23 protein-coding genes and 2 pseudogenes are annotated in these 26,750 nt (G+C 40.0%); 22 read left to right on the top strand and 3 right to left on the bottom strand.

The window, feature by feature from the left end; translation table 11 throughout:
* Positions 1-165: 165 nt before the first annotated feature.
* From CRO56_RS11735 to CRO56_RS11730, 3 genes and pseudogenes are all read left to right on the top strand, one after another.
* The gene (locus CRO56_RS11735; RefSeq protein ID WP_097158807.1) at positions 166-501 is read left to right on the top strand and encodes an ArsR/SmtB family transcription factor; all 336 of its coding nucleotides are present in this window, start codon (positions 166-168) and stop codon (positions 499-501) included.
* Between the two features lie 52 nt (positions 502-553).
* A pseudogene (locus tag CRO56_RS23235) lies at positions 554-1,003 on the top strand (SRPBCC family protein); the annotation flags it as partial.
* Between the two features lie 24 nt (positions 1,004-1,027).
* Positions 1,028-1,510 carry an SRPBCC family protein gene (locus tag CRO56_RS11730; protein WP_245855839.1) on the top strand — a complete coding sequence of 161 codons (483 nt, stop codon included), beginning with the start codon at positions 1,028-1,030 and terminating at the stop codon, positions 1,508-1,510.
* 202 nt (positions 1,511-1,712) lie between these two features.
* Here CRO56_RS11730 and ytvI read toward each other — a convergent pair whose 3' ends face one another.
* Positions 1,713-2,744 (bottom strand): sporulation integral membrane protein YtvI, encoded by a 1,032-nt coding sequence (ytvI, locus tag CRO56_RS11725; RefSeq protein ID WP_097158806.1) that lies wholly within the window; start codon positions 2,742-2,744, stop codon positions 1,713-1,715.
* 447 nt (positions 2,745-3,191) lie between these two features.
* On the opposite strand from ytvI, the gene CRO56_RS11720 reads away from it, so the two are divergent.
* From CRO56_RS11720 to CRO56_RS11665, 11 genes are all read left to right on the top strand, one after another.
* Positions 3,192-4,271 carry a Gfo/Idh/MocA family protein gene (locus CRO56_RS11720; protein ID WP_097158805.1) on the top strand — a complete coding sequence of 360 codons (1,080 nt, stop codon included), beginning with the start codon at positions 3,192-3,194 and terminating at the stop codon, positions 4,269-4,271.
* Positions 4,272-4,828: 557 nt separating this feature from the next.
* Entirely contained in the window at positions 4,829-5,359 is a 531-nt protein-coding gene (locus tag CRO56_RS11715; protein WP_245855811.1) for a sigma-70 family RNA polymerase sigma factor, read from the top strand.
* Positions 5,356-5,835, top strand: a complete 480-nt coding sequence (locus CRO56_RS11710; RefSeq protein WP_097158804.1) for an anti-sigma factor family protein — start codon at positions 5,356-5,358, stop codon at positions 5,833-5,835. The genes CRO56_RS11715 and CRO56_RS11710 overlap by 4 nt, the downstream gene beginning before the upstream one ends.
* On the top strand, positions 5,832-6,890 hold the full coding sequence (locus CRO56_RS11705; RefSeq protein WP_097158803.1) for a hypothetical protein: 1,059 nt from the start codon (positions 5,832-5,834) through the stop codon (positions 6,888-6,890). The genes CRO56_RS11710 and CRO56_RS11705 overlap by 4 nt, the downstream gene beginning before the upstream one ends.
* A complete protein-coding gene (locus CRO56_RS11700) occupies positions 6,887-7,834 on the top strand; it encodes a hypothetical protein (RefSeq protein WP_097158802.1) in 948 nt (315 codons plus the stop codon). Before CRO56_RS11705 ends, CRO56_RS11700 begins: the two co-directional genes overlap by 4 nt.
* 155 nt (positions 7,835-7,989) lie before the next feature.
* Positions 7,990-8,901, top strand: a complete 912-nt coding sequence (locus CRO56_RS11695; RefSeq protein WP_097158801.1) for a diacylglycerol kinase — start codon at positions 7,990-7,992, stop codon at positions 8,899-8,901.
* Positions 8,902-9,727: 826 nt separating this feature from the next.
* Positions 9,728-10,153: a GNAT family N-acetyltransferase gene (locus CRO56_RS11685; protein WP_097158799.1), complete on the top strand. Its 426-nt coding sequence runs from the start codon at positions 9,728-9,730 to the stop codon at positions 10,151-10,153.
* 377 nt (positions 10,154-10,530) lie between these two features.
* Positions 10,531-11,214: a PspA/IM30 family protein gene (locus CRO56_RS11680; protein WP_097158798.1), complete on the top strand. Its 684-nt coding sequence runs from the start codon at positions 10,531-10,533 to the stop codon at positions 11,212-11,214.
* Positions 11,215-11,227: 13 nt separating this feature from the next.
* The gene (locus CRO56_RS11675; RefSeq protein ID WP_097158797.1) at positions 11,228-11,767 is read left to right on the top strand and encodes an NfeD family membrane protein; all 540 of its coding nucleotides are present in this window, start codon (positions 11,228-11,230) and stop codon (positions 11,765-11,767) included.
* A 13-nt stretch (positions 11,768-11,780) separates the two neighbouring features.
* A complete protein-coding gene (locus CRO56_RS11670) occupies positions 11,781-13,343 on the top strand; it encodes a flotillin lipid rafts scaffold protein FloT (protein ID WP_097158796.1) in 1,563 nt (520 codons plus the stop codon).
* A gap of 330 nt (positions 13,344-13,673) precedes the next feature.
* Entirely contained in the window at positions 13,674-14,042 is a 369-nt protein-coding gene (locus CRO56_RS11665; RefSeq protein ID WP_097158795.1) for a VOC family protein, read from the top strand.
* A gap of 117 nt (positions 14,043-14,159) precedes the next feature.
* Here CRO56_RS11665 and CRO56_RS11660 read toward each other — a convergent pair whose 3' ends face one another.
* Entirely contained in the window at positions 14,160-14,909 is a 750-nt protein-coding gene (locus CRO56_RS11660; protein WP_245855810.1) for a thermonuclease family protein, read from the bottom strand.
* A 191-nt stretch (positions 14,910-15,100) separates the two neighbouring features.
* Between CRO56_RS11660 and CRO56_RS11655 the strand changes: the two genes are divergently transcribed.
* From CRO56_RS11655 to CRO56_RS11620, 7 genes and pseudogenes are all read left to right on the top strand, one after another.
* Positions 15,101-15,865 (top strand): SDR family oxidoreductase, encoded by a 765-nt coding sequence (locus CRO56_RS11655; protein WP_097158794.1) that lies wholly within the window; start codon positions 15,101-15,103, stop codon positions 15,863-15,865.
* 602 nt (positions 15,866-16,467) lie between these two features.
* Positions 16,468-16,596: pseudogene (locus CRO56_RS11650) on the top strand (YjcZ family sporulation protein); the annotation flags it as partial.
* Positions 16,597-16,809: 213 nt separating this feature from the next.
* Entirely contained in the window at positions 16,810-18,192 is a 1,383-nt protein-coding gene (gene rlmD, locus CRO56_RS11645; RefSeq protein WP_097158792.1) for a 23S rRNA (uracil(1939)-C(5))-methyltransferase RlmD, read from the top strand.
* 345 nt (positions 18,193-18,537) lie between these two features.
* Positions 18,538-19,989 carry a YceG family protein gene (locus CRO56_RS11640; RefSeq protein ID WP_179714261.1) on the top strand — a complete coding sequence of 484 codons (1,452 nt, stop codon included), beginning with the start codon at positions 18,538-18,540 and terminating at the stop codon, positions 19,987-19,989.
* 612 nt (positions 19,990-20,601) lie between these two features.
* Positions 20,602-22,338, top strand: coding sequence for a PQQ-dependent sugar dehydrogenase (locus CRO56_RS11630; RefSeq protein ID WP_097158790.1), 1,737 nt, complete (start codon positions 20,602-20,604; stop codon positions 22,336-22,338).
* Between the two features lie 67 nt (positions 22,339-22,405).
* Complete coding sequence (locus tag CRO56_RS11625) at positions 22,406-22,978, top strand: YybS family protein (RefSeq protein ID WP_245855807.1); 573 nt, start codon at positions 22,406-22,408, stop codon at positions 22,976-22,978.
* Positions 22,979-23,141: 163 nt separating this feature from the next.
* Entirely contained in the window at positions 23,142-23,765 is a 624-nt protein-coding gene (locus CRO56_RS11620) for a cell wall hydrolase (protein WP_097158789.1), read from the top strand.
* A gap of 170 nt (positions 23,766-23,935) precedes the next feature.
* Here CRO56_RS11620 and CRO56_RS11615 read toward each other — a convergent pair whose 3' ends face one another.
* Positions 23,936-24,919 carry a S8 family peptidase gene (locus CRO56_RS11615; protein WP_245855837.1) on the bottom strand — a complete coding sequence of 328 codons (984 nt, stop codon included), beginning with the start codon at positions 24,917-24,919 and terminating at the stop codon, positions 23,936-23,938.
* Between the two features lie 263 nt (positions 24,920-25,182).
* On the opposite strand from CRO56_RS11615, the gene CRO56_RS11610 reads away from it, so the two are divergent.
* Entirely contained in the window at positions 25,183-26,649 is a 1,467-nt protein-coding gene (locus CRO56_RS11610; protein ID WP_097158788.1) for a protein adenylyltransferase SelO, read from the top strand.
* Positions 26,650-26,750: the final 101 nt, after the last annotated feature.

Below are 26,750 nucleotides of genomic sequence, written 5' to 3'. Positions count from 1 at the left end.
AAAGAGGGAAGAGTCCTCGATTGAGTGTCTAAAGAAACAGAATTAAAGAAAAGCGGGAGAACAGTCCTTGATAGGGCCACTAGAGGTACAAAGTTTTTTAAAATAGTTTAAAAAATTTTTAAATATTCCTTGACAGGAATATTCCTAATCAGTTATATTGAGAACATGAACTCAACCTTTAGTGCACTTTCAGAACCAAACAGACTACACATCGTTGAACTTTTGCGTGACGGGCCCCTCACAGTAGGGGACATTGCAAATCGTCTCGGCCTGAATCAGCCGCAAACATCCAAACATCTTCGTGTTCTTAGTGATGCTGGACTTGTTGAGGTACATGCGGTTACTAATCGGCGGTATTACAAATTAAGGCCAGAACCTTTTCAAGAGCTGGAGGTCTGGCTGGATTCCTACCGTCGCTTGTGGAACGAGAGATTCGACCGCTTAGATGATTACCTGCAGGAAATGAAAAGAAAGGAAGGAGAGAAAAAAGATAGCCAGTAATTAGAGAATCCTGCTGAGAACTATTTAACAAATCATTAGGAGGTATAATGGTATGGCAGAAGCCAAGCTAAAAAATGATACTAAAACGTCCGTAGAGGGTCGGGAGTTAATTGTAACTAGAATTTTTCATGCTCCACGTGAACTTGTTTTTAAAGCGTGGACGGATCCTGAACATGTACCGCAGTGGTGGGGACCGAGTGGATTTACCATTACAACTAAGGAAATTGAAATAAAGCCAGGAGGAGTATGGCATTACGTAATGCATGGTCCTGATGGAACAGACTATGATAATAAGATCACTTTCAGAGAGATTGAAAGTCCTGAACGGTTAGTTTATTCACATGGCGATAGCAAGGAAGAACACTTTCAAGTGACAGTTACATTTGCCGATCAGGGAACTAAGACAGAACTCACGATGAAAATGCGCTTTAATTCCGCTGAAGAGCTGGAAAGAACCGTCAAAGAATTCGGAGCGATTGAAGGTGCCCAATCAACCCTCGGCCGTTTAGAGAACCAATTACCGAAAATTACTTATACACGAGCTGAGCACACTGACCTTATTGTGGAGAGAATTTTTGATGCGCCGAAATCTCTCGTTTTTGAAGCATTCTCAAAAGCAGAACACCTAGAACGCTGGTTTGGCGTTGAAGGATGGACACTTCCAGTTTGCAACATCGATTTCCGTCCAGGTGGAGTATGGCACTATTGTATGCAGTCGCCTGATGGGAAAATAAAGTCATGGGGTAAAGCGGTTTACCAAGAAATAGTGGAACCAGAACAAATTGTATATGTTGACTATTTCTCCGATGAAGAAGGTAATATAGCAGAAGAGATGCCTGCTGCACAAATTACGATGACATTTGAGGAACAAGAAGGAAAGACTCTGCTTTTAAGCAGAACCCGCTATGATTCACCGGAAAACCTCAAAAAAGTAATCGACATGGGAGTAATCGCAGGAATAACTCAAACATGGAATAGACTCGCACAATTTTTGGGAGAGCTAAAGTAACGGTAGCTTTACGAATATGATAAAGAAAACTTGGCTAGCGCCAAGCCTTTACGGCGCAGGCGATTGCCTAGTTGCACTTATACTTTATTCCTAAAAATTTTAACTACGTCGAATTTACTTCTTTGCTAAAATTTTATACTTTCTGAAAGTGTTAAAAAGATAGCCGCCAAATTCTGGCGGCTATCTTGTTGAGGTCAACCCCTTAAATTTTATAAGATGTATTGAGAAATCCAGCTTGCTTAATCGTTTTATATACAATCACAACCGCTGGACCAAGGAATAGACCGGCTACTCCAATCAGTTTTAATCCAATGTAGAGACTGACGAGTACCGCTAAAGGCGAAATTCCTAAGTTCGTTGATAGAACTTTCGGCTCTAATATTCTTCTTACTACTGTTATAACAAGGAAGAGAACAATTAAGCCAATTCCAAGGCCGCTGTTGCCTTGAATAATGGAAACAACTGCCCATGGAACAAGGGCTGATCCGGTTCCAAGAATTGGAAGAATATCAACAATAACAATTAATAGTGAGATTAAAGCTGTATATGGAACTCCTAATAGCCATAAACCTCCATAGGCTAGCATAAACGTAACGGCACTTAAAATAATCTGCGCTTTTATAAATCCTACGGCAGCCTGGGCCAATTGGCCAAAAACAAGGCTCACTTTACTGTATGTTTCATCCGTTAAATGCCGCTTGACAGATTCTAATAGGTTTGGCAGATCCAAGCTGATTAAGAATAGAGCGATCAAGTAAACTAAAAACTCAATCATAAAGCTTGGCACACCTGCAGCAAAGCTTAAAATATTTTCAAGAAGAAGTTCAAACACCTGACTTAACGATTCGAGACCATTTCGAATCGCCGCTTCAATGGAGGTCAGAACTTCTGACGGCAATGTTTCGACAAATGTTTCCCACTTACTCATGGTCGGAAGAATCACGGTATTGTACAGCTCATCATAGAGACCAGGAGCTTTTTCACTTAACCCAACTAACTGGGAGAAAAGAGTATGTACAATAAAGTAACTGACTACGGCGAGAAAGGCGAGATACAAAATGAAAGTAAGCAGAACCGAATAAAATCGTTTCAATCTAAACAGCTTAGTAAACCACCTGACTAAATATTCTAAAAATACAGCAGTCAGAAGGGCAAGTACTAAAGGCATACTATATGGAATTAAAAAAAGAATAGCGGCTGCAAGGAGCCCTAACCAGATGTACTTTTTCTTCATGAAAACTCTCCATTACGACTATTTTAACTTTAGTATACTGTAAGATTGTCAAAATGAATAATGATAAATGGCATGAACTAACAATTTTTTCAGTTGATCCATAATTAGCTTGTTCCGACACATCCCGGGGGAGTGCCAGGCACCTGTCGAGTCGCAAAATCCCGATGCGTGCCAGTCATATGTCGAAAACTATCAGGCAAGTGTCGAAATAGTTACTGAATTGTTAAGCTTGATACGAGATTGTTGCATGGTCCTTATCTATTACACGTCTCCCCTGAAACTAGCCCGTAAACCAACAGCATGAGATTGTTACAAACATTACTTTGATTTAAACGGTCGATAATTGACAGCTTGCCTATATGGTATAATGACAAAAAAAATATCCTATATTGATTAACGAAAGATATCATTGAATTTCTAAAATATACTTCTGAGAGTAGGGATCGTATGAAGGAATTTAAAGTTGGCATTATTGGCACAGGTTTTGGCGGTCTTGTGCAAGCACCCATATTTAATATTCATCCAGGCTTCAAAGTGCAGGCGATTAGCTCGGTTTCGGGGCAAACGGAAGAGGAAATTATTAATAAGACGGGAATTAAGAACGCATATACGAGCTGGCAAGAGATGCTTAGACAGGAAAAGCTCGATCTTGTAGTGGTGTCCTCCATTCCAGCAAAGCATTATGAAATGACGAAGGAGGCTCTTGTTACTGATCATCATGTTCTATGTGAAAAACCGTTTGTGACGAATGCGGATGATTCCCGACAGCTTATCCAGTTGAAAAAGCATTGGAACAGACATGGGTTCTTAGATTTCGAGTGGAGATTTCAGCCTGCGAGACAAAAGGCAAAAAGGCTCATTGAGGAAGGGGTCCTAGGTGATATTATTCACATTGATTTTGAGTCAAGTATGGCCAACTATATTCGGTTAACGACTAAACCCATTGGCTGGCTCGCGGATAAAAAATCATATGGCGGTATGTTTGGGGCTCTCGGTTCCCATATGGTGGATGCTGTTCATTGGTTAACGGGTTCTACGATTTTGCAGGTATTCGGCCGTCTGAAAACAACAATCCCCGAACTGAGGAACGATAGCGGAGAAATTATAGAAAAACGAACCACTGATGATCTCTTTACAATTGTTGGTGAAACAGAGAAGGGAACTAGTTTTACCCTGCAGACGGTCACACCTGTCAGACATGGATTAGGCTCTTCGCTACGAATCTATGGCACAAAAGGGACGATACATATCATCGATGATACAAAGCTATTAGTAGGGAGAGATGATTCCAATCTAGAAGAAATAAAGCTGGAGCTTGAGCCAATTCCGATTGCGATACAAAATCCGGCAATTCGTTACTATCGTGCATTTAATCCCTTTATTCAGGCAATGTATGAATATTTAACAGATGAAAGGAAAAATCCGGACCTTCCTTTATTTGAAGACGGGCATCGGCAGCAGCTTGTAATGGATGCTGTCTTCCAATCTGTAAAACAAGGAAAATTGACCAGAGTCCTAGTTGAATAATACCGGCAAAAACCTCGTTCCTGGCTGCAGGAAACGGGGTTTTTTTGCGAGTTAAGAAAGCATAGCTCGCACTTTCGTAAAATCAGTATGGATTAGGAAATCTCGCGGCACGCTTACCAGGCGCGGACATAGGATCCGTTATTTCCATAAAAACAGCTATTATGAGGATACGATAGGACATAGGATCCGTTATTTACCGAAAATCAGTCGAAAATCTCGGCTATTTGCCAAACTAGCGGAACCTATGTCCTATAATTTTAAAAATCGCCCCAATTGTTACAAATAGCGGAACCTATGTCCGATAATATTAAATTTCATCACCAAAGACTGAACCGGTCTGCGCCAAAAACGCGACTGCCAGTGTAAAACAGCATATAATGGGTTATTTTGTATGCTATTTTCGACAAACATGGGGATCTTCGGGGGGTGACAGGCATGTGTCGAACTGGTTTTTTATTTTTTATAGGGTGTAGGGTTTTCTTATTGGGATTCGTTTATTAAAGTAGTGTGTGTGGTTGATTGAAGTGAAAGGGGGGAGAGACATAGAAGTTCAAAGTTTGATAAATCAGGTGAAAAAGGGCAACCAGCACGCTTTTCGACTGATTGTAGAGCACTTCCAAGGGTACATTTTCCATGTAGCTTATGGGATCTTACGCAATGAAAAGGATGCTGAAGACGCTGCCCAAGATATATTTTTGAAAATTTTTCTTTCTCTCCCTCAATATGAAAACCAGGGTTTTAAAACATGGATTACTCGAATTGCAACCAACCATGCCATTGATATGAAAAGAAAGGCTTACCGCAAGAGGGAGGAAGCGTCAATCTCAGTTTATGACGATTACCAGGCTCCCTCTAATGAAAGTGTGGAGAAGGTCTTTTTCAGAGAAGAACATCTGGCGCTGATTCGATCCAGATTGGATGAAATCCCAGCCAGCTATCGCGATGTGGTTTATGGTTTTTACATACTGGAGAAAAGCTATCAGGAATTAGCAGATGGACTAAATGTCCAAACGAAGACGATAGAGATGAAGCTATACAGGGCACGAAAGTGGATGAAAGAAAACTGGAAGGAGGACGATTTTGTATGAGTCATTTTTTGTATGAAGAGTGGTTGAAATATGTAAAGGGTGAAATTCCCGAAGATACAAGGGCCTTATTTGAAAATCATTTATTTAATTGTGAAGCCTGTTTAGAACTTTATTCTGAAGCCATCTCTTTTCATGAAGATACGCTGCCTGACCTATCCAGTTCACATTTCACCGATAATGTAATGAGACTGATTGAAAAAGAAACAGGTCTTAGCGAAAGAATAGGCGAAACCGCCGCTATAGATAACAAGAAAAAATCGTTCGTCCAATCCGTTTGGTTTCATTACGCAACAGCCGCCAGTTTTACACTCATCTTAACGTTTAGCGGCGTCTTTCAGTCGATGTTTGGAGTATTAGATAAATTTGAAAATACAGCACAAGCAAAAGAATCTTCCATCACGGAAACGGTTATGAATAAAACCTTATCCTGGCTGGATGAGTGGGAAGAAAATAACAAGGAGGCGAAAGAAAAGTGAAAAACCCATTAATTGCATTTTTATTAGGCTTTTTTCCGGGCGGAGGATTACTCTATCTTGGGAAGTTTTTAAGAGGGCTTTTCTATATGGCTGGGGTCTTTGGCGGTCCTGTCTTAGGATTAATATTAAATCGAATCATGTGGATTGATGAGTTTATTTTTCTGGGATTCGGCGGAGCACTCGTCTTATATATCATCAATCTGATTGACACCGCCATTACCGCATCAAAAATCTATCAGCAAAGAGAAGAGGGAATCGCATCTTCACGAAATTCAGACTCTGAACGATTTTATACAATTATCCTTTCCTTTGTACCCGGACTCGGTCACTTTCAGCTGGGTCTAATGAATCGGGGAATTACATTACTTGCTGCATTCCTAGGGTTAGGCGTCATGGTGTTTTTTGTAACCTTTCTTTCACATAGAGGTGAGTTTCTCATCTTTTTGCTTCTCCTTCCGGTGATCTGGTTTTATGGATTCTTTGATGCGATGCAGCTGCTTGAGAAGAAGCGCCGAGGTGAGGAATTAATTGACCGGACGATATTAGAGGATTTTGAGAACAGAAGGGAAGAAGGGAAAAAGAGTAAGGCGATTGCCACTTTCTTATCAATCTTTCCGGGAGCGGGACACCTTTATTTAGGTCTACAAAGACGCGGAATACAGTTAATGGCGGCATTCTTATTTGCGATTTATATACTGGACGTATTACGGTTAGGAATCTTCCTATTTCTGATCCCGATCATTTGGTTTTATAGCTTTTTTGACGGGCTGCAAAAAGCATCGCGTTCGCATGAGGTTCAGGAGGATACGCCGATTATCCATTACTTTGTAAACTATCAAAAATGGGTTGGGGCAGGATTGATTTTGATTGGTCTCTATTACTTTGTGGCTAACATCTTACTGCCTGGTTTTGCTCCTTACTTAGAAAGAGTATTTCAAATTAATTTTTACTACTGGTTCCATCAATACTTCCAAACCACGATTATTTGTATACTGCTGATTACAGGAGGGGTAAAGCTTTTATTCGGTAAAAAGAAACAGGAGGTAAAAGAATGAGGACCTGGAGAATCGGAACATTTTCGATGGGAGCATCCCTGCTTTTTCTAGGGGTTGCTCTTCTCGTTTCCCAATTTGTAGATTTCGATTTAACAAGGATTTTAGTAAGCTGGTGGCCCTTTATATTTATAGTTTTAGGGATTGAGATCTTCCTCTATCTATGGCTGCAAAAGTCTGGGAAGGAAATGTTAAAGTATGATGTTTTAAGCATTTTTTTAATCGGTATTTTGGGGATGACAGGCTTAGCGTTTACGATTCTCTCGCAAATAGGGGTAGCTGACTCGATTGAGGAGATGCTTTCCAGGGAACAGAAGACTCTGGAACTGCCTGTCTATGATCAAGAATTGCATGAAGAAGTCAAACGGGTAGTCATCGAAAACGCAAGTAATACTCCATTAACGATTGAGTCCACATCTTCTGCGAACGTTTCGATATTTGGGACTTATTCTGGTGAAATCAGCGTGAAGGACGGAAAAGTGGATTCTGTCGACGAATACCTCTCATCTACCACTAAAGGAGATACTCTCTATGTAAGGTTAATGGAACCAGCAAGTCAATCGGGACCTTTTTCAACCTATATTTCGATGGAGGCAACGGTGCTTGTCCCTCACGACCTTAAACTTGAAGTAATGGGAGATTATGCACCGATTACGTTAAAGCCTCGAACCATGGTGAGTGATTGGATTGTAAAAGATAGTGATAACGTGTCACTATTTCTGGAGAAAGATAACATTGTAGGAATGGAAGCAACTGGGATTCAAGAGGTTATAAGTAATATAGAAGAATTACAGATCGTCGAAGAACAGGATCAAGCAGAACAGATTAAAGGGGAATATTACGTAGATACCATAAATGAAAAAAATGTTTCTCTTGAAGCAACCGATGCGTCGAACCGCATTTATATTATGAATGCAGCAGCACTTAACGTCCAACAAACTCCATAAAATAGGTTCCAAAAATAAAAGATTAGGTCCGATAGGCGTTTACTTTTTATTGAAATCGTCCTTTTTAGGAAGTAAAATAAATTTGCTTTCATGACCAACCATCGTTATTATGTTAAATAGTGGAAGTACAATGCAAATAACTTAGGATGATGAATATGAAAAGAGCCAGAATTATATATAATCCCACATCAGGAAGAGAAATTTTCAAAAGACATTTACCTGAGGTTCTGCAAAGGTTAGAAGAAGCAGGGTATGAAACCTCCTGCCATGCCACCACAGGTGAAGGGGATGCTACAAGAGCGGCTGCAATTGCAGTAGAACGGAAATATGATATTGTAATTGCTGCTGGCGGAGATGGTACGATAAATGAGGTCGTAAACGGCCTAGCTGAAAAGGAATACCGGCCAAAGTTAGGTATTATCCCTGTCGGAACAACCAATGACTTTGGACGGGCTATCCGTGTTCCCAGATCAGTTGAGCAAGCAGTAGATATTATCATAAAAGGAGAAACAATCCCTATTGATGTAGGTAAGATGAATGATAAATATTTTATTAATATCGCCGGCGGCGGTCGCTTAACGGAGTTAACCTATGATGTACCTAGCCGCTTAAAAACAGTTCTCGGTCAGCTTGCCTACTATATAAAAGGGATTGAAATGCTGCCATCCCTAAAAGCTACAGAAACTCGCATCGAGTACGACGGCAAGGAATATGAAGGGGAAATTATGCTATTCCTTATTGCCAATACGAACTCCGTTGGCGGCTTTGAAAAGCTAGCCCCGGATGCATCCCTGAATGATGGAATGTTCACGCTGCTGATCTTGAAGAAGACGAACCTCGCTGAGTTCGTTCGGCTTGTCACATTAGCCGTAAGAGGGGATCATATCAACGATGATCACGTCATCTACACGAAAGCCAACCGGATTAAGGTCACATCTGAGCAAAAATTGCTTTTAAATCTGGACGGTGAATATGGCGGAGAAGTACCAGCTGAATTTGTGAATCTATACCGTCATATCGAGGTTTTTGTACCTTATGATGAAATAAGAGAAGAAGATCGCGTTTAAATACAGGAACCCTGTCATTGGACAGGGTTCTTTAATGTTTCAGCGAGCTCATTTTTTAAACAAACGTTTGTCTAAATATTTGGAAATTGATAGCCAGTAAAAATTTTAAAGATACTTTGGCAGCAATTTAATTAGATTAGGGTCTTTAGTGCCTTCTCAAGGACATTTTAGCTGCTTCCAAATTTAATTTCGGCTTTTAGAAGCTTTGTTAAGGACATTTTTACTGCTTTCTATTAGAGTATGGCTTTTAGAAGCGTTCTTAATGACATTTAGCTGCTTTCAATTTAAATTTCGGGTTTTAGAAGCTTTGTTAAAGACATTTTGACTGCTTTCTATTAGAGTATGGCTTTTAGAAGCGTTCTTAATGACATTTGGCTGCTTTCAATTTGAATTTCGGCTTTTAGAAGCTTTGTTAAGGACGTTTTGGCTGCATTCTATTAGAGTATGGCTTTTAGAACCGTTCTTAATGACATTTGGCTGCTTTCAATTTAAATTTCGGCTTTTAGAAGCTTTGTTAAAGACATTTTGGCTGTATTCTATTAGAGTATGGCTTTTAGAACCGTTCTCAAGGACATTTTAGCTGCTTTTTTAATAAACCTGGTCCTTTAGAAGCTTTGTCAAGGACACTCCGGTTGCTGACTAATTAGATTATTGCCTTTAGAGTCCTTCTGAAGAATGGGTAAAAAAATTTAAACAAACGTTTGATTAAACTCCCCAAGTCTCCTTAGATTTCAAAGGCTTTTCAGTTAATAGAATTTAAAAATGCCCGTCTCTATTAAAAGTTCCTATTGTATAATAATAGAAAAATAGAAATGGAGCGCTAGCCATGATAACGATTTTTCAATGCCAAACAGAAACCGAACTGAAAAGAGCTTTTCCTATTTTAAAGGAACTTCGTACACACTTATCGGAAGAAGATTTTTTCTCTTTGTATGAGGAAATGGAAAAACAGGGTTTTCAGCTGTATGGCTTAGAGGATGAAGGTGAAATTAAAGCGGTAACTGGCGTCCAAATAGGTACAAACTTTTATAATCTTCGGAACATGTATGTCCATGATTTAGTGACGAAATCAACCGAACGCTCCAAAGGATATGGTGAAACTCTGCTTCGCTACGTTCATGATCTGGCTAAGGAAAATGACTGCTCTTGTGTGTATCTGTCTTCCGGATTACAGCGGGTCGATGCCCATCGATTTTACACGGATAAAATGGATTATGAAAAGAAAAGCTATACATTTTTATACAAACTATAAATCTTCCTTACATATAGAAAGGGGGAAAAATGCTTCCCCCTTTTATTTAACCCGTCCTTTTATTGAATCTACATCAATCCCAGCCGGTTTCAGTTCCGCCTCTTTTTTTATCACATTTTTAAACTCCGTCATAATAGGTTCAAATTCAACATGACGATGCATCAGAAACTCATTTCACCTATGATTCGAATTGTAAAAGCATTTATTTTCGTTATTATCATAAACTAGTATGGTGTTTTTTTCCTGCATGAAGTTTCGATTATCATCCTTGGATATTTTTAAAATTTACCAAATTATGAAACCATTTCCGCACCCGTTCGTATGTAAAGTAGGAAGAAAGCAGCAGGCTTTCGCCACGAATAAGGGAGGGATTTTACATGTTCGAACTTTTTAAAAGGGTCAAAACAGTGGTAGCCTCTGAGCTCCATGCGTTGATTGACAAGGCTGAAGACCCGGTTCACATGATTGACCAGTTCATAAGAGAAATGAATCAGGAGATTGTGGACGCCGAAAAGGCGACTGCCAAAATGATGGGCGAGGAGAAACTCCTTGCACGGAAAGTGGAAGAAACGAAGAAATTAATCGAAAAACGTGAACTGCAAGCGATTGAGGCATTAAAAAATAACCGCGAAGATTTAGCCAAGCGGGCTCTAGAAGATAAGAGCCACCTCACGAAAGAACACCAACAATTAGAAGACCTTCACACTCAAGCACTCCACCAGGTTGTTGACCTAAAAGAAAAGCTAAAAGTAATGAAAAATGAATTCCGTGAGATGGAATTAAAGCGGAACTCTTTAAAGGCTAGAGCAGAAGCTGCAAAAGCAAAAACCTCTATTAATCGTGCATTATCCACTACCAATACTTCAAGTGCGAAAAAAGGCTTTGAACGAATGGAAGAAAAAGTCCTTCGCCAAGAGGCAGAAGCCGAAACCAGCGAAGATCTCCAAATGATGAATAAATCATTAGATCAGGAAATAAATGAAATCACAGGAAAAAGTGAAGTGGAATTAGAATTAGAGCGGTTAAAAGAGAGGCTTCAGGAGGATAAAAAATTAAGTTAAAGGATGAAGGATTATGGAACTGTTTGGCGCACCGATTCAATCAATTTATTTAACTGCATTAATCATTTCAGGCGTAATTACGGTTCTATATATTTTGTTTGGGGATGTCCTCGAGGGTATAGCGGAGGCAAGTGGATTTTTTAATCCAACTCTTATTTTAGCCTTTCTCACTTTTTTCTCAGCCAGTGGCTATTTGTTGGAGATCCTGACTCCACTTAACAGTTTTCTAATTATCTTTGTGTCGGTACTCATTGCCGTTCTTTTAGATACACTCTTAAATGTCTTTGTCCTGATTCCTCTTTCATCTGCAGAAGAATCATTGGTTTACACCGAGGAATCGTTAAAAGGACGAATTGGCAAGGTCATACTTTCTGTACCTAAAGAGGGCTTTGGAGAAGTGGTGATAGAAAGCAATAGTGGAAATATTGCCAAACCGGCAGCAAGCTTTGATGATCTTCCCATACCAGAGGGAAGTCAGGTCTTGGTTATTGATGTGAAAGCAGGAGTTCTCTATGTATCTCCGCATGAATCGTTTGATGAATTATTGAATTAGGGGGAATGTCAATATGACAGGTATGCTTTGGATTGTGGCAGGAATTGCCGTATTTTTAGTCTTAGCACTAATTGGGGTATTTATTTCAAAATATAAGACAGCAGGACCTGATGAAGCATTGATTGTAACAGGGAGTTATTTAGGAAGTAAAAATGTGCATGTTGATGAAGCAGGCAATAAAATTAAAATTGTCCGGGGCGGCGGTACTTTTGTATTACCGGTTTTTCAACAGGCACAACCGTTAAGTTTACTTTCAAGCAAATTAGATGTAAGCACACCAGAGGTTTATACGGAACAAGGTGTGCCGGTTATGGCGGATGGAACTGCAATCATAAAAATTGGGGGATCGATCAGTGAGATCGCAACCGCTGCAGAACAGTTTCTTGGGAAAACGAAACAAGATCGTGAAAATGAAGCAAGAGAGGTGCTTGAGGGTCATCTTCGCTCGATTTTAGGGTCTATGACTGTAGAGGAAATCTATAAAAATAGAGAAAAATTTTCCCAAGAGGTCCAGCGCGTGGCCTCCCAAGATTTAGCGAAAATGGGCCTTGTGATCGTATCCTTTACGATTAAGGATGTAAGGGATAAAAATGGTTATTTGGAATCATTAGGGAAACCAAGAATTGCCCAAGTGAAGCGGGATGCTGATATTGCCACTGCAGAAGCAGAAAAGGAAACCCGGATTAAACGGGCAGAAGCTGATAAAGATGCGAAAAAGGCTGAGCTTGAGCGGGCCACTGAAATTGCCGAAGCGGAAAAAACCAATCAAATGAAAATGGCTGATTACCGCAGAGAGCAGGATATTGCCAAAGCCCGCGCGGACCAGGCGTATGATCTCGAAACCGCAAGAGCCAGACAAGAAGTTACGGAACAGGAAATGCAGGTTAAAATCATTGAGCGCCAAAAACAAATCGAACTGGAAGAAAAGGAAATCCTCCGTCGTGAACGCCAGTATGACTCTGAAGTGAAAAAGAAAGCTGATGCAGACCGTTATGCCGTTGAGCAGGCTGCTGTGGCCAATAAATTAAAAGAAATGGCAGAAGCGGATGCCAATAAATATACAATTGAAGCGATGGCTAAAGCCGAAGCTGAAAAGGTCCGCATTGCCGGGATTGCCAAAGCCGAGGCAGAACGGGCACAAGGGGAAGCTGAAGCAGAAGTTACTCGTCTCAAAGGTCTCGCAGAAGCAGAGGCGAAGCGCAAGATTGCGGAGGCCTTCGAACATTACGGTCAGGCTGCCATCTTAGATATGATTGTTGGGATGATTCCAGAATATGCAAAACAAGTCGCCAGCCCACTTTCCAACATTGATAAAATCACGGTTGTTGATACTGGCGGTAACAGCTCAAATGGCGGTGCTAACAAAGTAACTAGTTACGCCACAAATCTTATGTCTAGTTTGCAGGAGTCGTTAAAAGCTTCATCTGGAATTGATGTAAAAGAACTTTTAGAAAACATTACAGGTAAAAACCGCACTCTTTCAAGACTAAACAACTATGACTTTACCATGAGCGAATCAACAAAGGAAATGGCCGCATCTGGTGATGTTGATGAGGGAGATAAAAGTAAGCAGTAAATTTAATTTAACAAAATTGTAAAAAAAAATGAGATTACTAGTATAAATTATAGGGAATAGGGGAAGAGTAAGAATACCAATGTATCCCCCCTATAATATACATGGTTTTTAGCCTCCTGTTTGGAGGCAATTTTTTTTGTGTTCCATCCGTTTCTGAGGTATTTTATACTGGTCAAATTTCTATCAGTAAAATCCGGCCAGTCTTTTACAGCACGTTCATACTTTAAAATACCCAAAGGAAAGATAAGAATGGTTTATCATTCACTATAAAAAATCCGTACTGTCTTTTTCCATTTACCTCCTTTACAGTAAAGAAAGGAGGGGTTAAAAATGACTTTTCAATTTCAAACAATTGACCATGTTCAATTAGCAGCACCTAATGGCTGTGAGGAAAGAGCAAGAAAGTTTTACAATGGGGTACTAGGTTTTAACGAAAAAGAAAAACCTGAAGAATTAAAGAGAAATGGCGGAGTCTGGTTTCAAGCAGGCTCTATCGAGATTCATATTGGTGTGGAGGAGCCGTTTAGTCCTGCTAAAAAAGCACATCCTGCGTTTGTAATAGATGATCTGCAGATATTTATCGAACACCTGGAAAAAAACGAGATTCAATATATCAAAGATAATAGATTACCAGGGGCTGACCGAATATATATATTTGACCCATTTGGAAACCGCATTGAAGTGTTGCAGTGGGTTTAGTATAAAAGAGCCGGTTTTTTCTAATGAAAAAACCGGCTCTTACCTCACAATAATTCGACTCGAAATGGATCCTGCAACAATTATTTCCTAAGAAATACTTATTTTCGACAGGATGACTTAGCGGATGCTGTCACAAGCAATACCATCACCATCACCATCTAACCGGTGAGGGTCTCCGGTTCCGGCTTCCTCAAAAAAGGCTTGAGCCTCTTCCCAGCTGGGAAAATCACCGCAATCCCGATCAGGTTCATCTAATTCAGGGCTGTCAGGACTAGCCGTGCTATCACGTTCTTCATAGGTTACATCATCTTCATATCCATCTTCAGATACATAGTTCTCAATTGACCAAATGTTTTTTTCTTCAAGCATCGCTTGTTTTTCAATCTCGCGGAAATAATCGACATACTTAGTATTAGGCGGGTATACAGCCACGCGGGCTAACCCTTCACGAAGTAATGTTTCATTATACATAGTCTCATCCACCCATATATAGGCTAGTAATCTGCCAAACGTGTCACGCTCTTCGACCCCTAGCTCTAAGCCAACAGTTTTACCCTCTAACTGCTGCTTCGTAAAAGCTTCCGCCTCTTTGCCAAAGGGCTGAGGGTCCCCAGTATATTTCCCTTTACTCTCCGGTGTATCGACCAAAATAAACCGGACTGTTTCTTCTGACCCGTTCTCTAATTCGACTTCAATCGTATCACCATCTATAACTCGGGTTACTTTTCCCTCTAATAGGTTTTCTGGCCGATCACTTGTCTGACTAGATTCGATCGTTGAACAGCTGGCTAATAATACAGAACTGAGAACGAATATGACCAGAGTTTTTTTAGTTAGATGGAGGAACCATGGTGTAATTAATTTCAAAGTATACGTCCCCTTTGCCATATTTCTTCAGTTCAAGTATAGCATGGAGATGTTCGGGTGAAATCAGATAGCTATTGTTATTTTAATAGATTTACGCGGATATTTAATAAAGTGTTGTTTAGAAAAAAGGAAACCGCTGCTCTGTAAAGAATATTTCACCATACATACAAGAAAAGTGAGTGAGCAAACTGATGAATAAAATAGCAATTATAACCGGAGCAAGCCGATTACAGGGAATAGGAGCAGCCATTTGCAGAGCTTTAGCGGGCCAGCAAATGGATATCTTTTTTACGTATTGGAGCCCTTATGATCAAGAAATGGAATGGGGGATAAAAGAGGAGGAACCGTCCCTATTGCAAAAGGAGATCCTTCAATTTGGCGTAAGATGTGAAAAAATGGAGCTTAACTTAGCAGTGAAATATTCACATCAAGTCCTTTTAGATGAAGTGGAAAGCAAATTAGGTCCAGCTGACGTGTTAGTAAATAATGCAGCCTATTCTACTTCATCCTCTTTTAAAACTTTGGATGAAGAGGAATTGTTGCTTCACTATTTAGTAAATGTAAAAGCGACTAGTTTAGTCAGCTGTGAGTTTGCAAAACGGTTTTCAAAAGGGCAAGGGGGAAGAATTATTAATCTGACATCTGGGCAATCTTTAGCTCCCATGCCAGGTGAGCTAGCTTATGCTACGACAAAAGGAGCCATAGAAGCTCTGACAACAACATTAAGTGCGGAAGTGGCTGAAAAGGGAATAACAGTTAATGCGGTCAATCCAGGGCCAACCGATACAGGATGGATGAGCGCGGATTTAAAAAGGCAGTTAACGCAGAAGTTTCCTCGGGGAAGAGTAGGGGTGCCTCAAGATGTAGCGAATCTTGTTTCGTTTTTAGCCAGTGAGCAATCGGAATGGATAACCGGACAAGTGATTCATTCTGAGGGTGGATTTATGAGAGGGTAGTCAAATAACTGGTTTTAAAAGGTGATGCAAGTCATCTGTCATTACCAGTTTTTCTTTTGCAGAAGATACAGTTTGAAGCCTATTTTTGTGTTTCTCCACGCTTGTCTTGGTCAATTTGCTGAACCCGCAAATAGGATATAGTAGCTCGTTTTAGAGGAGGAGGAGTTATAAGTCAGGATGGGCGCGACCGTGGGCGCGGCCACGACAATATTTTATTTTTTCCACCTAATTCGTAGTTCTTTTATCTTGTTATTTTGCTGGCAGAACTACGGCTGGTTCTAATTAACAGTATGTTTGGACATCTCCTTTGTGTGAAGATCGGGTATCAAAAAATCAAGGCTTGCACCGCCTTTTTACGACGAGACTCCTAGCTCCCCCTCGAAGAAACCCACCTGTATGGTGGGTTTCTTCCATTCCAAGAGGGTGGAATCAAATTTGCGAATAGGAAACACATCATGTGGATCATTAACAAACCGTGGAAATCGACTAAAAAATTTCCTCCAGATTTTTGGGAAAATTCAACGTTTGTCCGACGCAAATTGTCCATATAATGCGTACGATAGTGTAGAAATGGTTGGGGAGGTGAACATTTTATGTGGTGTGGTTACGGAAACTATGGATACGGCGGCAACGTAGCAGGAGCTTATGGCGGCGGCAATAACACGTTCGTGTTAATCGTTGTATTGTTTATCCTTCTCATTATTGTTGGTTGCGTCTGCTTTAATGGCTAATTCGACAAACTTCGGGCGGTGACAGGCACTGCCCGAGTTTTGTCTTTTTTTATGTTCTTCCGGTTATAATGTAGGGAGAACTAGAAAAATAGAATGTTCGCGAGTCTATGTGGTACAATGGGTTGCGGGATTTTAAACAAACGTTTGTTTAAAAATGAATTTTGATTCGAGAGCGGGCAAGTCGCCTGCATTTTACATAAAAGGAAGATTACGATGAGTAAGCAGCAAGCACCGGTTGAAAAAAATGAATTTATTGATGTCGTTTTTGAGGATTTAACCCATGAAGGAGCCGGAGTAGCCAAGGTGGAAGGGTTTCCTCTATTTGTAGCACAGGCACTTCCTGGTGAAAAGGCGAAGGTAAAGGTTACAAAGGTCCAAAAGGGCTACGGGTTTGGGCGTCTCGTTGAAATATATGAAGCGAGTCCAGATCGTGTGGCCCCACCTTGTCCTGTCTACCATCTCTGCGGCGGCTGCTCGCTTCAGCATGTAAGCTATGAAGGTCAGCTGAAAGCAAAAGAAAAGCATGTTCGTGATGTACTAGCTCGGATTGGAAAGCTCCCCGATGTTCCTGTTCATCCAGTGATTGGGATGAAGGATCCATGGAAGTACCGCAATAAAGCGCAGGTTCCTGTAGGTGAGAGAGAAGGCGGATTGATTGCAGGGTTTTATCAGAAAAGAAGCCATGACATTATCAATATGGATCGCTGTATCATCCAAAAAGAAAAAAACGACGAAGTGATTCAGACCGTTAAAGAAATATGTAATGAATACGGGATTCAGGCGTATAACGAACAGAAGCATAAAGGAACCCTTCGTCACATTATGGCAAGGGTAGGGCATGCCACAGGGGAAGTAATGGTGGTTTTAGTCACCCGGACGAAGGACCTTCCGAATCGAAAGCAAATTGTAAGAGAGATTGCGGATAAAATTGATGGTGTTAAATCGATCGTACAAAATATAAACGAAAAACGGACCAATGTCATATTAGGCGATGAGACGCTTGTTCTTTGGGGAAGGGAAGTTATTTACGACACGATAGGTAAAATTAAATTTGCAATCTCAGCAAAATCCTTCTATCAAGTAAATCCAGAACAAACGGAGGTTTTATACGGAAAAGCACTTGAATATGCGGGTCTGACAGGTGAAGAAACTGTTATAGATGCCTATTGCGGAATCGGAACTATTTCCCTCTTTCTCGCTCAAAAAGCTAAAAAAGTGTATGGCGTTGAAATTGTTCCTGAAGCGATAGAAGACGCAAAAGCGAATGCGGAGTTGAATGGTCTTCAGGAAAAGACCGAATTTGCTGTAGGAAAAGCTGAAGAAGTGATACCAGCGTGGTATGAAGAGGGGATACGGGCGGATGTTCTCTGTGTCGACCCGCCGCGTAAAGGCTGTGATCCAGCATTATTAGAAACGATTATTAAGATGAAGCCGAAGAAGGTTGTTTACGTATCGTGTGACCCTGCGACATTAGCAAGAGATTTACGGATTTTAGAGGACGGAGGGTATAAAACGCTAGAGGTCCAGCCGGTTGATATGTTTCCGCAGACGGGGCATGTGGAGTGCTGTTCACTGCTTGTAAGGAATGATAAATGATAGACGTAACAGTAAGTAAGAGCCTTTTCTTTTTAGAAGGCTCTTAGTTCTAAAAATGATAAAAGTAGAATTTCAAGATACTGCCGTTACAACTCATGGTATCTAAAAGCGGGTTTAACCCTGATGGGAAATAAGGATTTAAATTTTTGAGAAAATAGGAAGTGTACAACGCTCCCCTAGACTTTATGTCTGGGGGAGTTTTTGCCTAAGGGGGATTTCCAATTGAAGGTAAATTTAATTTGACTTAGAATCTAATTATGAGACAAAATGAGAAAGAAGAGAAACCATGAAATTTGTCGAACACGGACAAGTCTTCTAGTGAACTGGTCTATAGGAGTGATAAAAATGATTGTTAAAGAGAAACCTGTGAAAACAACTATTATAAATACAGACCAGCCATTTGAGCAGATAAAAACTGTTTGGAATTACGACAGATGCGATGGTAAATTCAGCAGAATGAAAAGAGTAATATTTACTAGATACATAGGTATACAAAAAGATGAACAAAACTATATAGATACGCTCGCTCAAATCGACCGTGAAATAAGAACCTTACATGTAGGATATTTGCGATTAGAGGAAGGACTATACAATGGTTTTTCTCAAAATAATATACAAAAGATGGAACAGGTTTGGAATGAGTATCTTACAATGGAAAGTCAAAACCCTAATGACTTTAGTCATTTATACAAATTAAATATGGGATATCGTATAAAAGAAAATTCTTTGGAATGGACAAAAAAGGTATTGTTTAAAGAAATCATTACTTTATTTGATCAAAATAACGGAAGCAAAGGCTATTCAGCAAGAAAAAATTTTGCGATAAAGTTTCTGATGTGGATGAATATCTATTTAAAGGAATTATTTGACGATTATTTTGATTTTAATTACATTCCTAAAGTTATTTATTATGGAGAAATAAAAAAACACGAGCAGTATTTTCTATTGTTTCTGTCAAAAATGGGATGTGATGTACTATATATGAACCCAAAAGAAGATATGAAAGAATTGCTCCCGCAAATCAAAGATATATCAGTGCTGATCAGACAACCACATTCAACCCAATCGATTATTAAATGGCCTAAACCTGAGGAACCTAATAAAAAAGCATATGATAAGGAGCATAAACTAATAACAAATACATTCACACCCGCAGAAGAAAAACAACCAAATATGAATTTGAATCCTTCCAATGACAATACTTCTATCAATAGTAAATCTGAAAAAAACTACGAAGAATTAGCTCAATTAGCCAAATCAGTTGTTTTGATAAATGTTTATAATGATAAAAAGGAATTATTGGGCAGAGGATCAGGTGTTGCAGTAACGACAGATGGCTTCATCCTAACAAATTTTCATGTGATTCAAAATGGTGTTGTTTTTGGAATTTTGTTTGAGAACAACGAAAACGAGTATTTCACAAATAGATTAGTCAAATATCATCAGGAATATGATTTAGCGCTGCTAAAGATTGACAGAAGTACAGAGCCTCTTTTAATAAATCCCCAGGAAAAACTGGTTAGAGGACAAAAAATAGTAGCGATCGGAAGCCCTTTAGGACTTTTTAATACCATTTCTGATGGCATTATTTCGGGTTTTAGAGACTTTGGAGATATCGAAGTACTGCAAATAACAGCGCCTATTTCACCAGGAAGTTCAGGAGGTGCCTTACTGGATTTGTATGGCAACCTAATAGGGATCACAACCGCTGGTTTTGAAGGACAAAATCTAAATTTAGCAGTGGGTACAAAATATATCAAATTATTTGCGGGTGAAATTATAACATTAGTAGGATAAAGATTCGCTAAATTAAACATAAAATGATCCCTACAGTATCAGCAGTCCGAGTTTTCCCGGCTGTTTATATAAGGGGGATCATTTTTTATTTTTAGTAAGGGATCGTTTAAATGAGTGGCTTTAGATTAAAATATTGCGCTGCCACTAGCTTCCAATCTTCTAAAAATACTGACCATAGGTTAGGGCGTCGCCTGACAGCTAGGGGTGGTAGGTTACGGTTGTTTGGTACCCATTGACATGATGGAATCTGCCTCGTAATGATTTAACATTTGGTGTTGCTTCTTCCGGCCATAAGGAGACACAAAAAACTGACAAATCTTTCTCCCCCACCAATTGATTTTCGATTAATTTTAATATGCCCAATTTTCATACTGGGTTCCTTTAGAAAAAATTTCACTGAAACTCATTGTGCCAGCTCTTACATACACTTAAGACTAAATATAAAAAAATCCTTTTAGGCTGAAACACAAGAACCGTCCCCATGTTTCACACATTATGAACATAATGGACAAGAACTCTTCCATATAAATAGATAAGGGAGATTTGTTTTTTGTGTAGTACTTAATACCTACACATAAAAAATCAACGTATCGGGAAAAGGGGGATGGCGTTTTGCACATACCTGAAAAATTACTGGTGAGGGAGTTTATTTGGTGTGAAGTAAATAATCGATTTTACAAGCATTTATATCAATATGCGGATGATCGTGCTGAAGGTCCAATCAATGTCTTGTTGAAAGCTCAATCGGAGCAAACCAACATGATTCTTTATTTAATGAATTTGTTTTCGATATCAAAGCCTGCTTTCGATGAGGAAGAAGTAAGATATATGGATGAGCCCCATTCGTTGATTACCGAAGTAATAGAAAGGGAAAAAGAGCTGACATTAATCTATGAATCTTATCCGTATTTTTTAGCTAATTTCCCCAACCTTTCTCCGCTTATTCACCGCTTACGTTATCTTCAACACGAAAAGTTGAATGAGTTAAATAAGTTAAAATCTCAATTTCAAAAGTTTAATCATTTGGAGACTAATGAAAGAATCGATAGGGATTATTGGCTGGAAGAGGGGTATGAGTTAGAAAAAATAGCTTCAGGCTTTACGTTTCCAACAAGTATAGCCTTTGATGATGAGGGTGAACTATTTGTTGGAGAGTCGGGATATTCCTATGGGCCCGCCTATGCAAAAGCCAGGATTCTAAACATCAGGAAAGATGGGCAGATCCAAGAAATTGCTTCAGGTTTTGAAGGACCACTGACCGGAATTGCATGGTATAAAGGATACTTTTATGTGATTACAGGAGGTTTTGATGGAAAGGTATATCGAGTAAGCAAAGATGGACAGAAAAAGGTATTAATCAGCGGGTTGCGAAGTGGAGCTGACCATTTTACATCGGAAATTGTATTTGGTCCAGATAATAAAATGTATTTTGCGGTAGGAACTGTGACAAATTCTGGAGTTGTTGGGGTTGATAATGAATATTATGGGTGGCTTGGGCAAAGACCAACATTTCATGATATCCCAGCCAGAGACTTAAAGCTTGTCGGACAAAATTTTGTAAGTGATAATCCACTAACTAAAATAAATCCTAATGATAAAGTATCGACTGGCGCATTTCATCCATTTGGAACAGCCAGCCGGCGAGGAGAAGTTGTAAAAGGCCAGTTATTGGCTAATGGGGTTCTTTACCGGGCAAATCCAGATGGCAGTAATCTAGAAATAGTAGCCGATGGTTTTAGAAATGTTTTCGGTTTAGGTTTTTCTCCTGAAGGGAAACTTTTTGCCACAAATAACGGATTTGATTTTCGTGGAAGCCGCCCTATTGAGGGGGATTGGGACCCTTTATACGAGATAAGGCCAGGCTGGTACGGGTGGCCGGATTTCGCAAGCGGATTACCTGTTACATTACCATATTTTAAACCACCCGGACATCCGCAGCCGCAGTTTCTATTGGAGCAGCATCCGCCATTAGCTGCACAACCATTAATTCGTTTTAAACCACACGCAGCTACACAAAAATTTGATTTTAGCAAAAATGAAAGATTTGGGAGAAGAGGGGAAATGTTCTTGGCTCAAATTGGGAGTGCCCCTCCGATTACAACTGGTGAGCAAAAACCGAGTGGATATCGAGTCGTAAGAGCCATGCCATACACAGGACAAGTGCGTGATTTTCTTGTGAATTTAAAACCAGGCAAGGGTGGAAAAGGTCCAGAGCGTCCAGTAGCTGTCCGGTTTTCGCCTGATGGGAATTTCCTTTATATTGTAGACTTCGGACTTCTGGGGGCTACAGCAACTACTGCGATACCTTATGCTGATACAGGAGCCATTTGGCGAGTTAAACGGAAATAGGCTTATGTATGTAGGATAAAACGTTTTGTTTTAAATGGTCCAAAAAGACCGTCAGGGGGAATCATTCATGTATTCCTTTTTTCAACCGATTTCTGAGCATGCCGATATGATCCATAAATTATTAAGAAGCAAATCTACCAGCCTTCAAAACATTATCGTTACTTCTTTATTTGGTACTCTATCTGCTATTTTTCAATCTGCGGGTGGTTTTTTTCCGTGGGTTGGTTATCTTATTAGTCCGCTTGCTACTGCACCGATTATCTTTTGTACCATTCTTTCTTTAAAATTCGGATTATTCTCCTATATGGTAAGCATTTTACTTCTACTGGTAATACAGCCGAGTGAGCTCATTGTTTTTCCATTTACAACGGGTTTGTTAGGTTTGGCTATTGGTTTGGCATTTCGTAAGTTTTCAAAACGTATTAGTATCATATTTTTTGGGTCGCTTGCTTTATTAGCAGGAATGATGATTGTATTGTACGGTTTTGGCTTCCCTTTGCTAGGACCATCCATACCTGCAAACATTAGTTATAGCGGTACGGGTATTTTGTTTCTATTTTCTTTCTTTTATAGCTGGTTATGGACGGAGGCAAGCCATGCTGTTTTTAAGAAAATACAAAAATTACTTTATTATATCTGATGAATAGGGACGGTTCTCATGTCTCCGATCTGGAAACATGAGAACCGTCCCTGTGTTTCAGATTGGTAATTCTGCCAGCAGTTCACTAATGAGATACAATTGTAAACCTGTTACTCTATTAGGTGGGCCTGTTTATTCTAAAAAAACAGGAGGTGTAAACAAAATGAATAAATTATTTATTTTATTGAACACAATTATATTAGTAATAGGTTCTTATTCTGTTTTTTCCTCAACTTATATAGATGCAGAAGCAAAGAATTCTACTAAAAATACTGGTGACACTTTAAGCCTAAATGGTATCGATAAGAATGGAACAAAATTATTAGACTTAGGTGTTAGAGAAGAAGAAAAAGTCAAACGCCAAATGAGTCTGATTGAAAAAAAAGATAAATTATTTAAATTCTCAAATGATCTAACAATCTCGAGCGAAGAAATTAAATTACTTGCTCGTCTTGTCCATGCCGAAGCAAAAGGTGAGCCATATGTGGGTAAAGTAGCAGTTGCAACCGTTGTGCTAAATCGTGTTGAACACCATCAATTCCCTGATACAGTTAAGGAAGTTATTTTTGAAAAGAATGCTTTTGAACCTGTTTTAAATGGATCCATCAATGAACCTGCGGATAAGGAAGCTTATAAAGCAGTCCATGATGCTTTAGCAGATCAAGGAAAGGATCAAGGGATTAACGAGGAATTACTCTACTTTTATAACCCTGAAACGGCAACCAGTGATTGGATTTTAACTCGTAAAGTTGTAAAGACTATTGGAAATCACGCATTCGCTATTTAAAAACGCGTAAGGCAATAAAGCTGCGCGTTTTTTCGTGTTTCTATCAACTAAAAAAGCTGATTCCATAAAATAATGGATTCAGCTTTTTTGTATTAAAAATGGAGGGAAGTGTCTGCGTGACTCCGCTTGATTGCCCCTGAGAATGATTTTCCTCTGGGAAGGGCACTATTTTAAATATATAACGTTCGCTTCTTTTTCTTTTTAGATTGACCTGAATTTGATTGTTGTCCTCCCTGAAGATACAGTAAGCCATTTCCTTGGGCATTTCTTGATAATCCGATTGAAACCGTATTCTCACGTAAAAGATCATAAATTTCTGGTTCAGTTAAAGTACGCCCGCTTTCCTTTTCAGCTTTTTGAATCAATATTGCTGCAGCACCGGAAACATGAGGAGTAGCCATGGATGTTCCAGATAATGTAGCTAGTCTGTTTCCCGGATAAGTAGACAACACATTTACACCTGGTGCAACAAAATCAATTTCTTCATTAGTATTGGAAAAAGGGGCCAGTTTTTGATTCTGATCAACAGCTCCAACTGAGACTACCTCGTTATAATAACCCGGGTAGGTTGTTTCGTCAGTCCGGTCTGAACCATCCCCTGAGTTACCAGATGCACAGACGACTAAAATCCCGCTATTAACTGCCCTTTTGATGGCATCGTGTAATGCTGGGACATCGTTAGGTCCGCCTAAAGACATAGAAATAACCCTAACCTTTTCTTGGTTAGGTCCCCGCCATGAGATGGCATACTGAATGGCATTAATAAGACTGTCGTAACTGCCGCTTCCATTTGCGTCTAAAACTTTTAAGATTAATAGTTTCACCTTTGGGGCGACACCTACTACTCCTACTCCATTTAATGAAGCTGCAATGGTGCCAGCAACATGTGTACCATGATAGTGAGAATCTGAGTAATCATTAGAATCCGTACTGGTGAAATTTCGTCCGCCAATGATCCGGTCTCTCAAATCCGGATGAGTCAGATCACAACCAGTATCTAAGACGGCCACAACCACATCATTTCCTTGTGCTTCAGACCATTGCGAAGGAGCATTAATCATTTCTATGCCATATGGAGTCGTTTCAACTGCCTGGTAGGAAACTCTGCCTAGTTGGAACGGCTTAAGATGAATTCTACTTCTAGTAATTGTAATTACCTCCCTTTCAATAAGGTTCACTTATAATAAATGCGTACGTAAACCATTTCGAAAGGGACAAATATATAAGTGAACTAAATTTCCGCAATAATAATTGCAGAGGTCAATGGACACAGTGACGGTCCCTATGTTGCACCGTGTTCAAAACGAACTCGGGAAGGGTATAATAAAATTGTAAAAGCAGACATTAATTAAGAGTTATCTGAAGTAATACAATAACAGGGTGTTTTTTATAAAAGGAAAAGGAAAAAGGGGATACAATGACAAACCGCAAAGAAATAGGATGGAATTTTGATAATACTTATTCCCGTCTGCCGAAGTTTTTTTATAATAGTCTCTCGCCAAATCCGGTAAGCTCACCGAAATTGGCGGTTCTGAACGAACCGTTGGCAACAACCCTTGGGTTAAACCCAGAGGCGCTAAAAAGTGAGGAAGCGGTAGCTGTCCTTGCCGGCAATCAGGTTCCTGAGGGGGGATCACCTCTTGCTCAAGCCTATGCAGGGCATCAATTCGGTCACTTTACAATGTTAGGAGATGGCCGAGCCATGCTTATTGGAGAGCAGATTACTCCTAATCATGATCGGTTTGATATTCAGCTTAAGGGTTCAGGGAGAACACCCTATTCCCGCGGAGGGGATGGCCGGGCAGCCCTTGGGCCGATGCTGCGTGAATATATCATAAGTGAAGCCATGCATGCGCTTGGTATTCAGACGACCCGCAGTCTGGCAGTGGTAACAACAGGCGAGACCATTATTCGCGAAACAGAATTGCCAGGTGCTATTCTGACTCGTGTGGCTTCAAGCCATCTTCGGGTTGGTACCTTTGAATACACAGCTCGATGGGGTGAATTGGAGGAACTTCAGCTTCTCGCAGACTATGCAATCGAACGCCACTACCCGGAAATAGAAGCAGATGAAAACCGATACCTTTCCTTGCTCAGGAACGTCATCAAGCGTCAGGCTTATTTGATCGCAAAATGGCAGCTAGTGGGCTTTATCCATGGAGTGATGAACACTGATAATATGACGATTAGCGGAGAAACAATTGATTATGGTCCTTGTGCATTTATGGATACGTATGACCCGGCGACAGTATTCAGTTCCATTGATAGGCAGGGACGTTACGCCTATGGCAATCAGCCGTATATTGGCGGATGGAACTTAGCTCGGTTTGCTGAATCGTTATTGCCGCTGCTGCATGAAAATCAGGAGAAAGCGGTTGAACGAGCCCAGGATGAGGTTTCAAAATTTGGTGAGTTATATAAAATGAATTGGCTTAAAGGGATGAGAGCAAAATTAGGGATTTTTGATGAAGAGGAGCAGGATGAAACTCTTATAGAAAGTCTTCTCAGTATGATGCAGAAGTACAAAGCGGACTACACCAATACCTTCCGGGCATTAACTTATGATAAACCCGAGGGTTCGGAAATGTTTAATGCTTCCGAATTTAAACAATGGTATGATCAATGGCACGCGAGACAAGGAAGACAGAAGGAGTCGAATGAAGAATCTCATCAGCTAATGCGGAACAATAATCCTGCGGTCATCCCGCGGAACCACCGGGTAGAAGAAGCACTAGAAGCCGCAGTTGAACAAGGGGACTACAGTGTAATGGAGCGGTTACTTAACGTACTTTCCAAACCATTCGCACACACTCCCGAACAAGAAGAATACTGTACACTCCCTATACCATCAAACATACCCTACCGAACTTTTTGTGGAACATAGGTGGAACATAGGGACGGTTCTTCTGTTTCAAAGGAAGATCAACAAGGGGACGGTTCTTTTGTTTCATTATTTGAAACAAAAGAACCGTCCCCCAATTTCAT

Source organism: Bacillus oleivorans (assembly GCF_900207585.1).
In the GTDB taxonomy this organism is placed as follows: Bacteria; Bacillota; Bacilli; order Bacillales; family JC228; genus Bacillus_BF; species Bacillus_BF oleivorans.
Note: the sequence above shows the minus strand (reverse complement) of the source record. Positions and strands in the feature narration are given on the sequence as shown.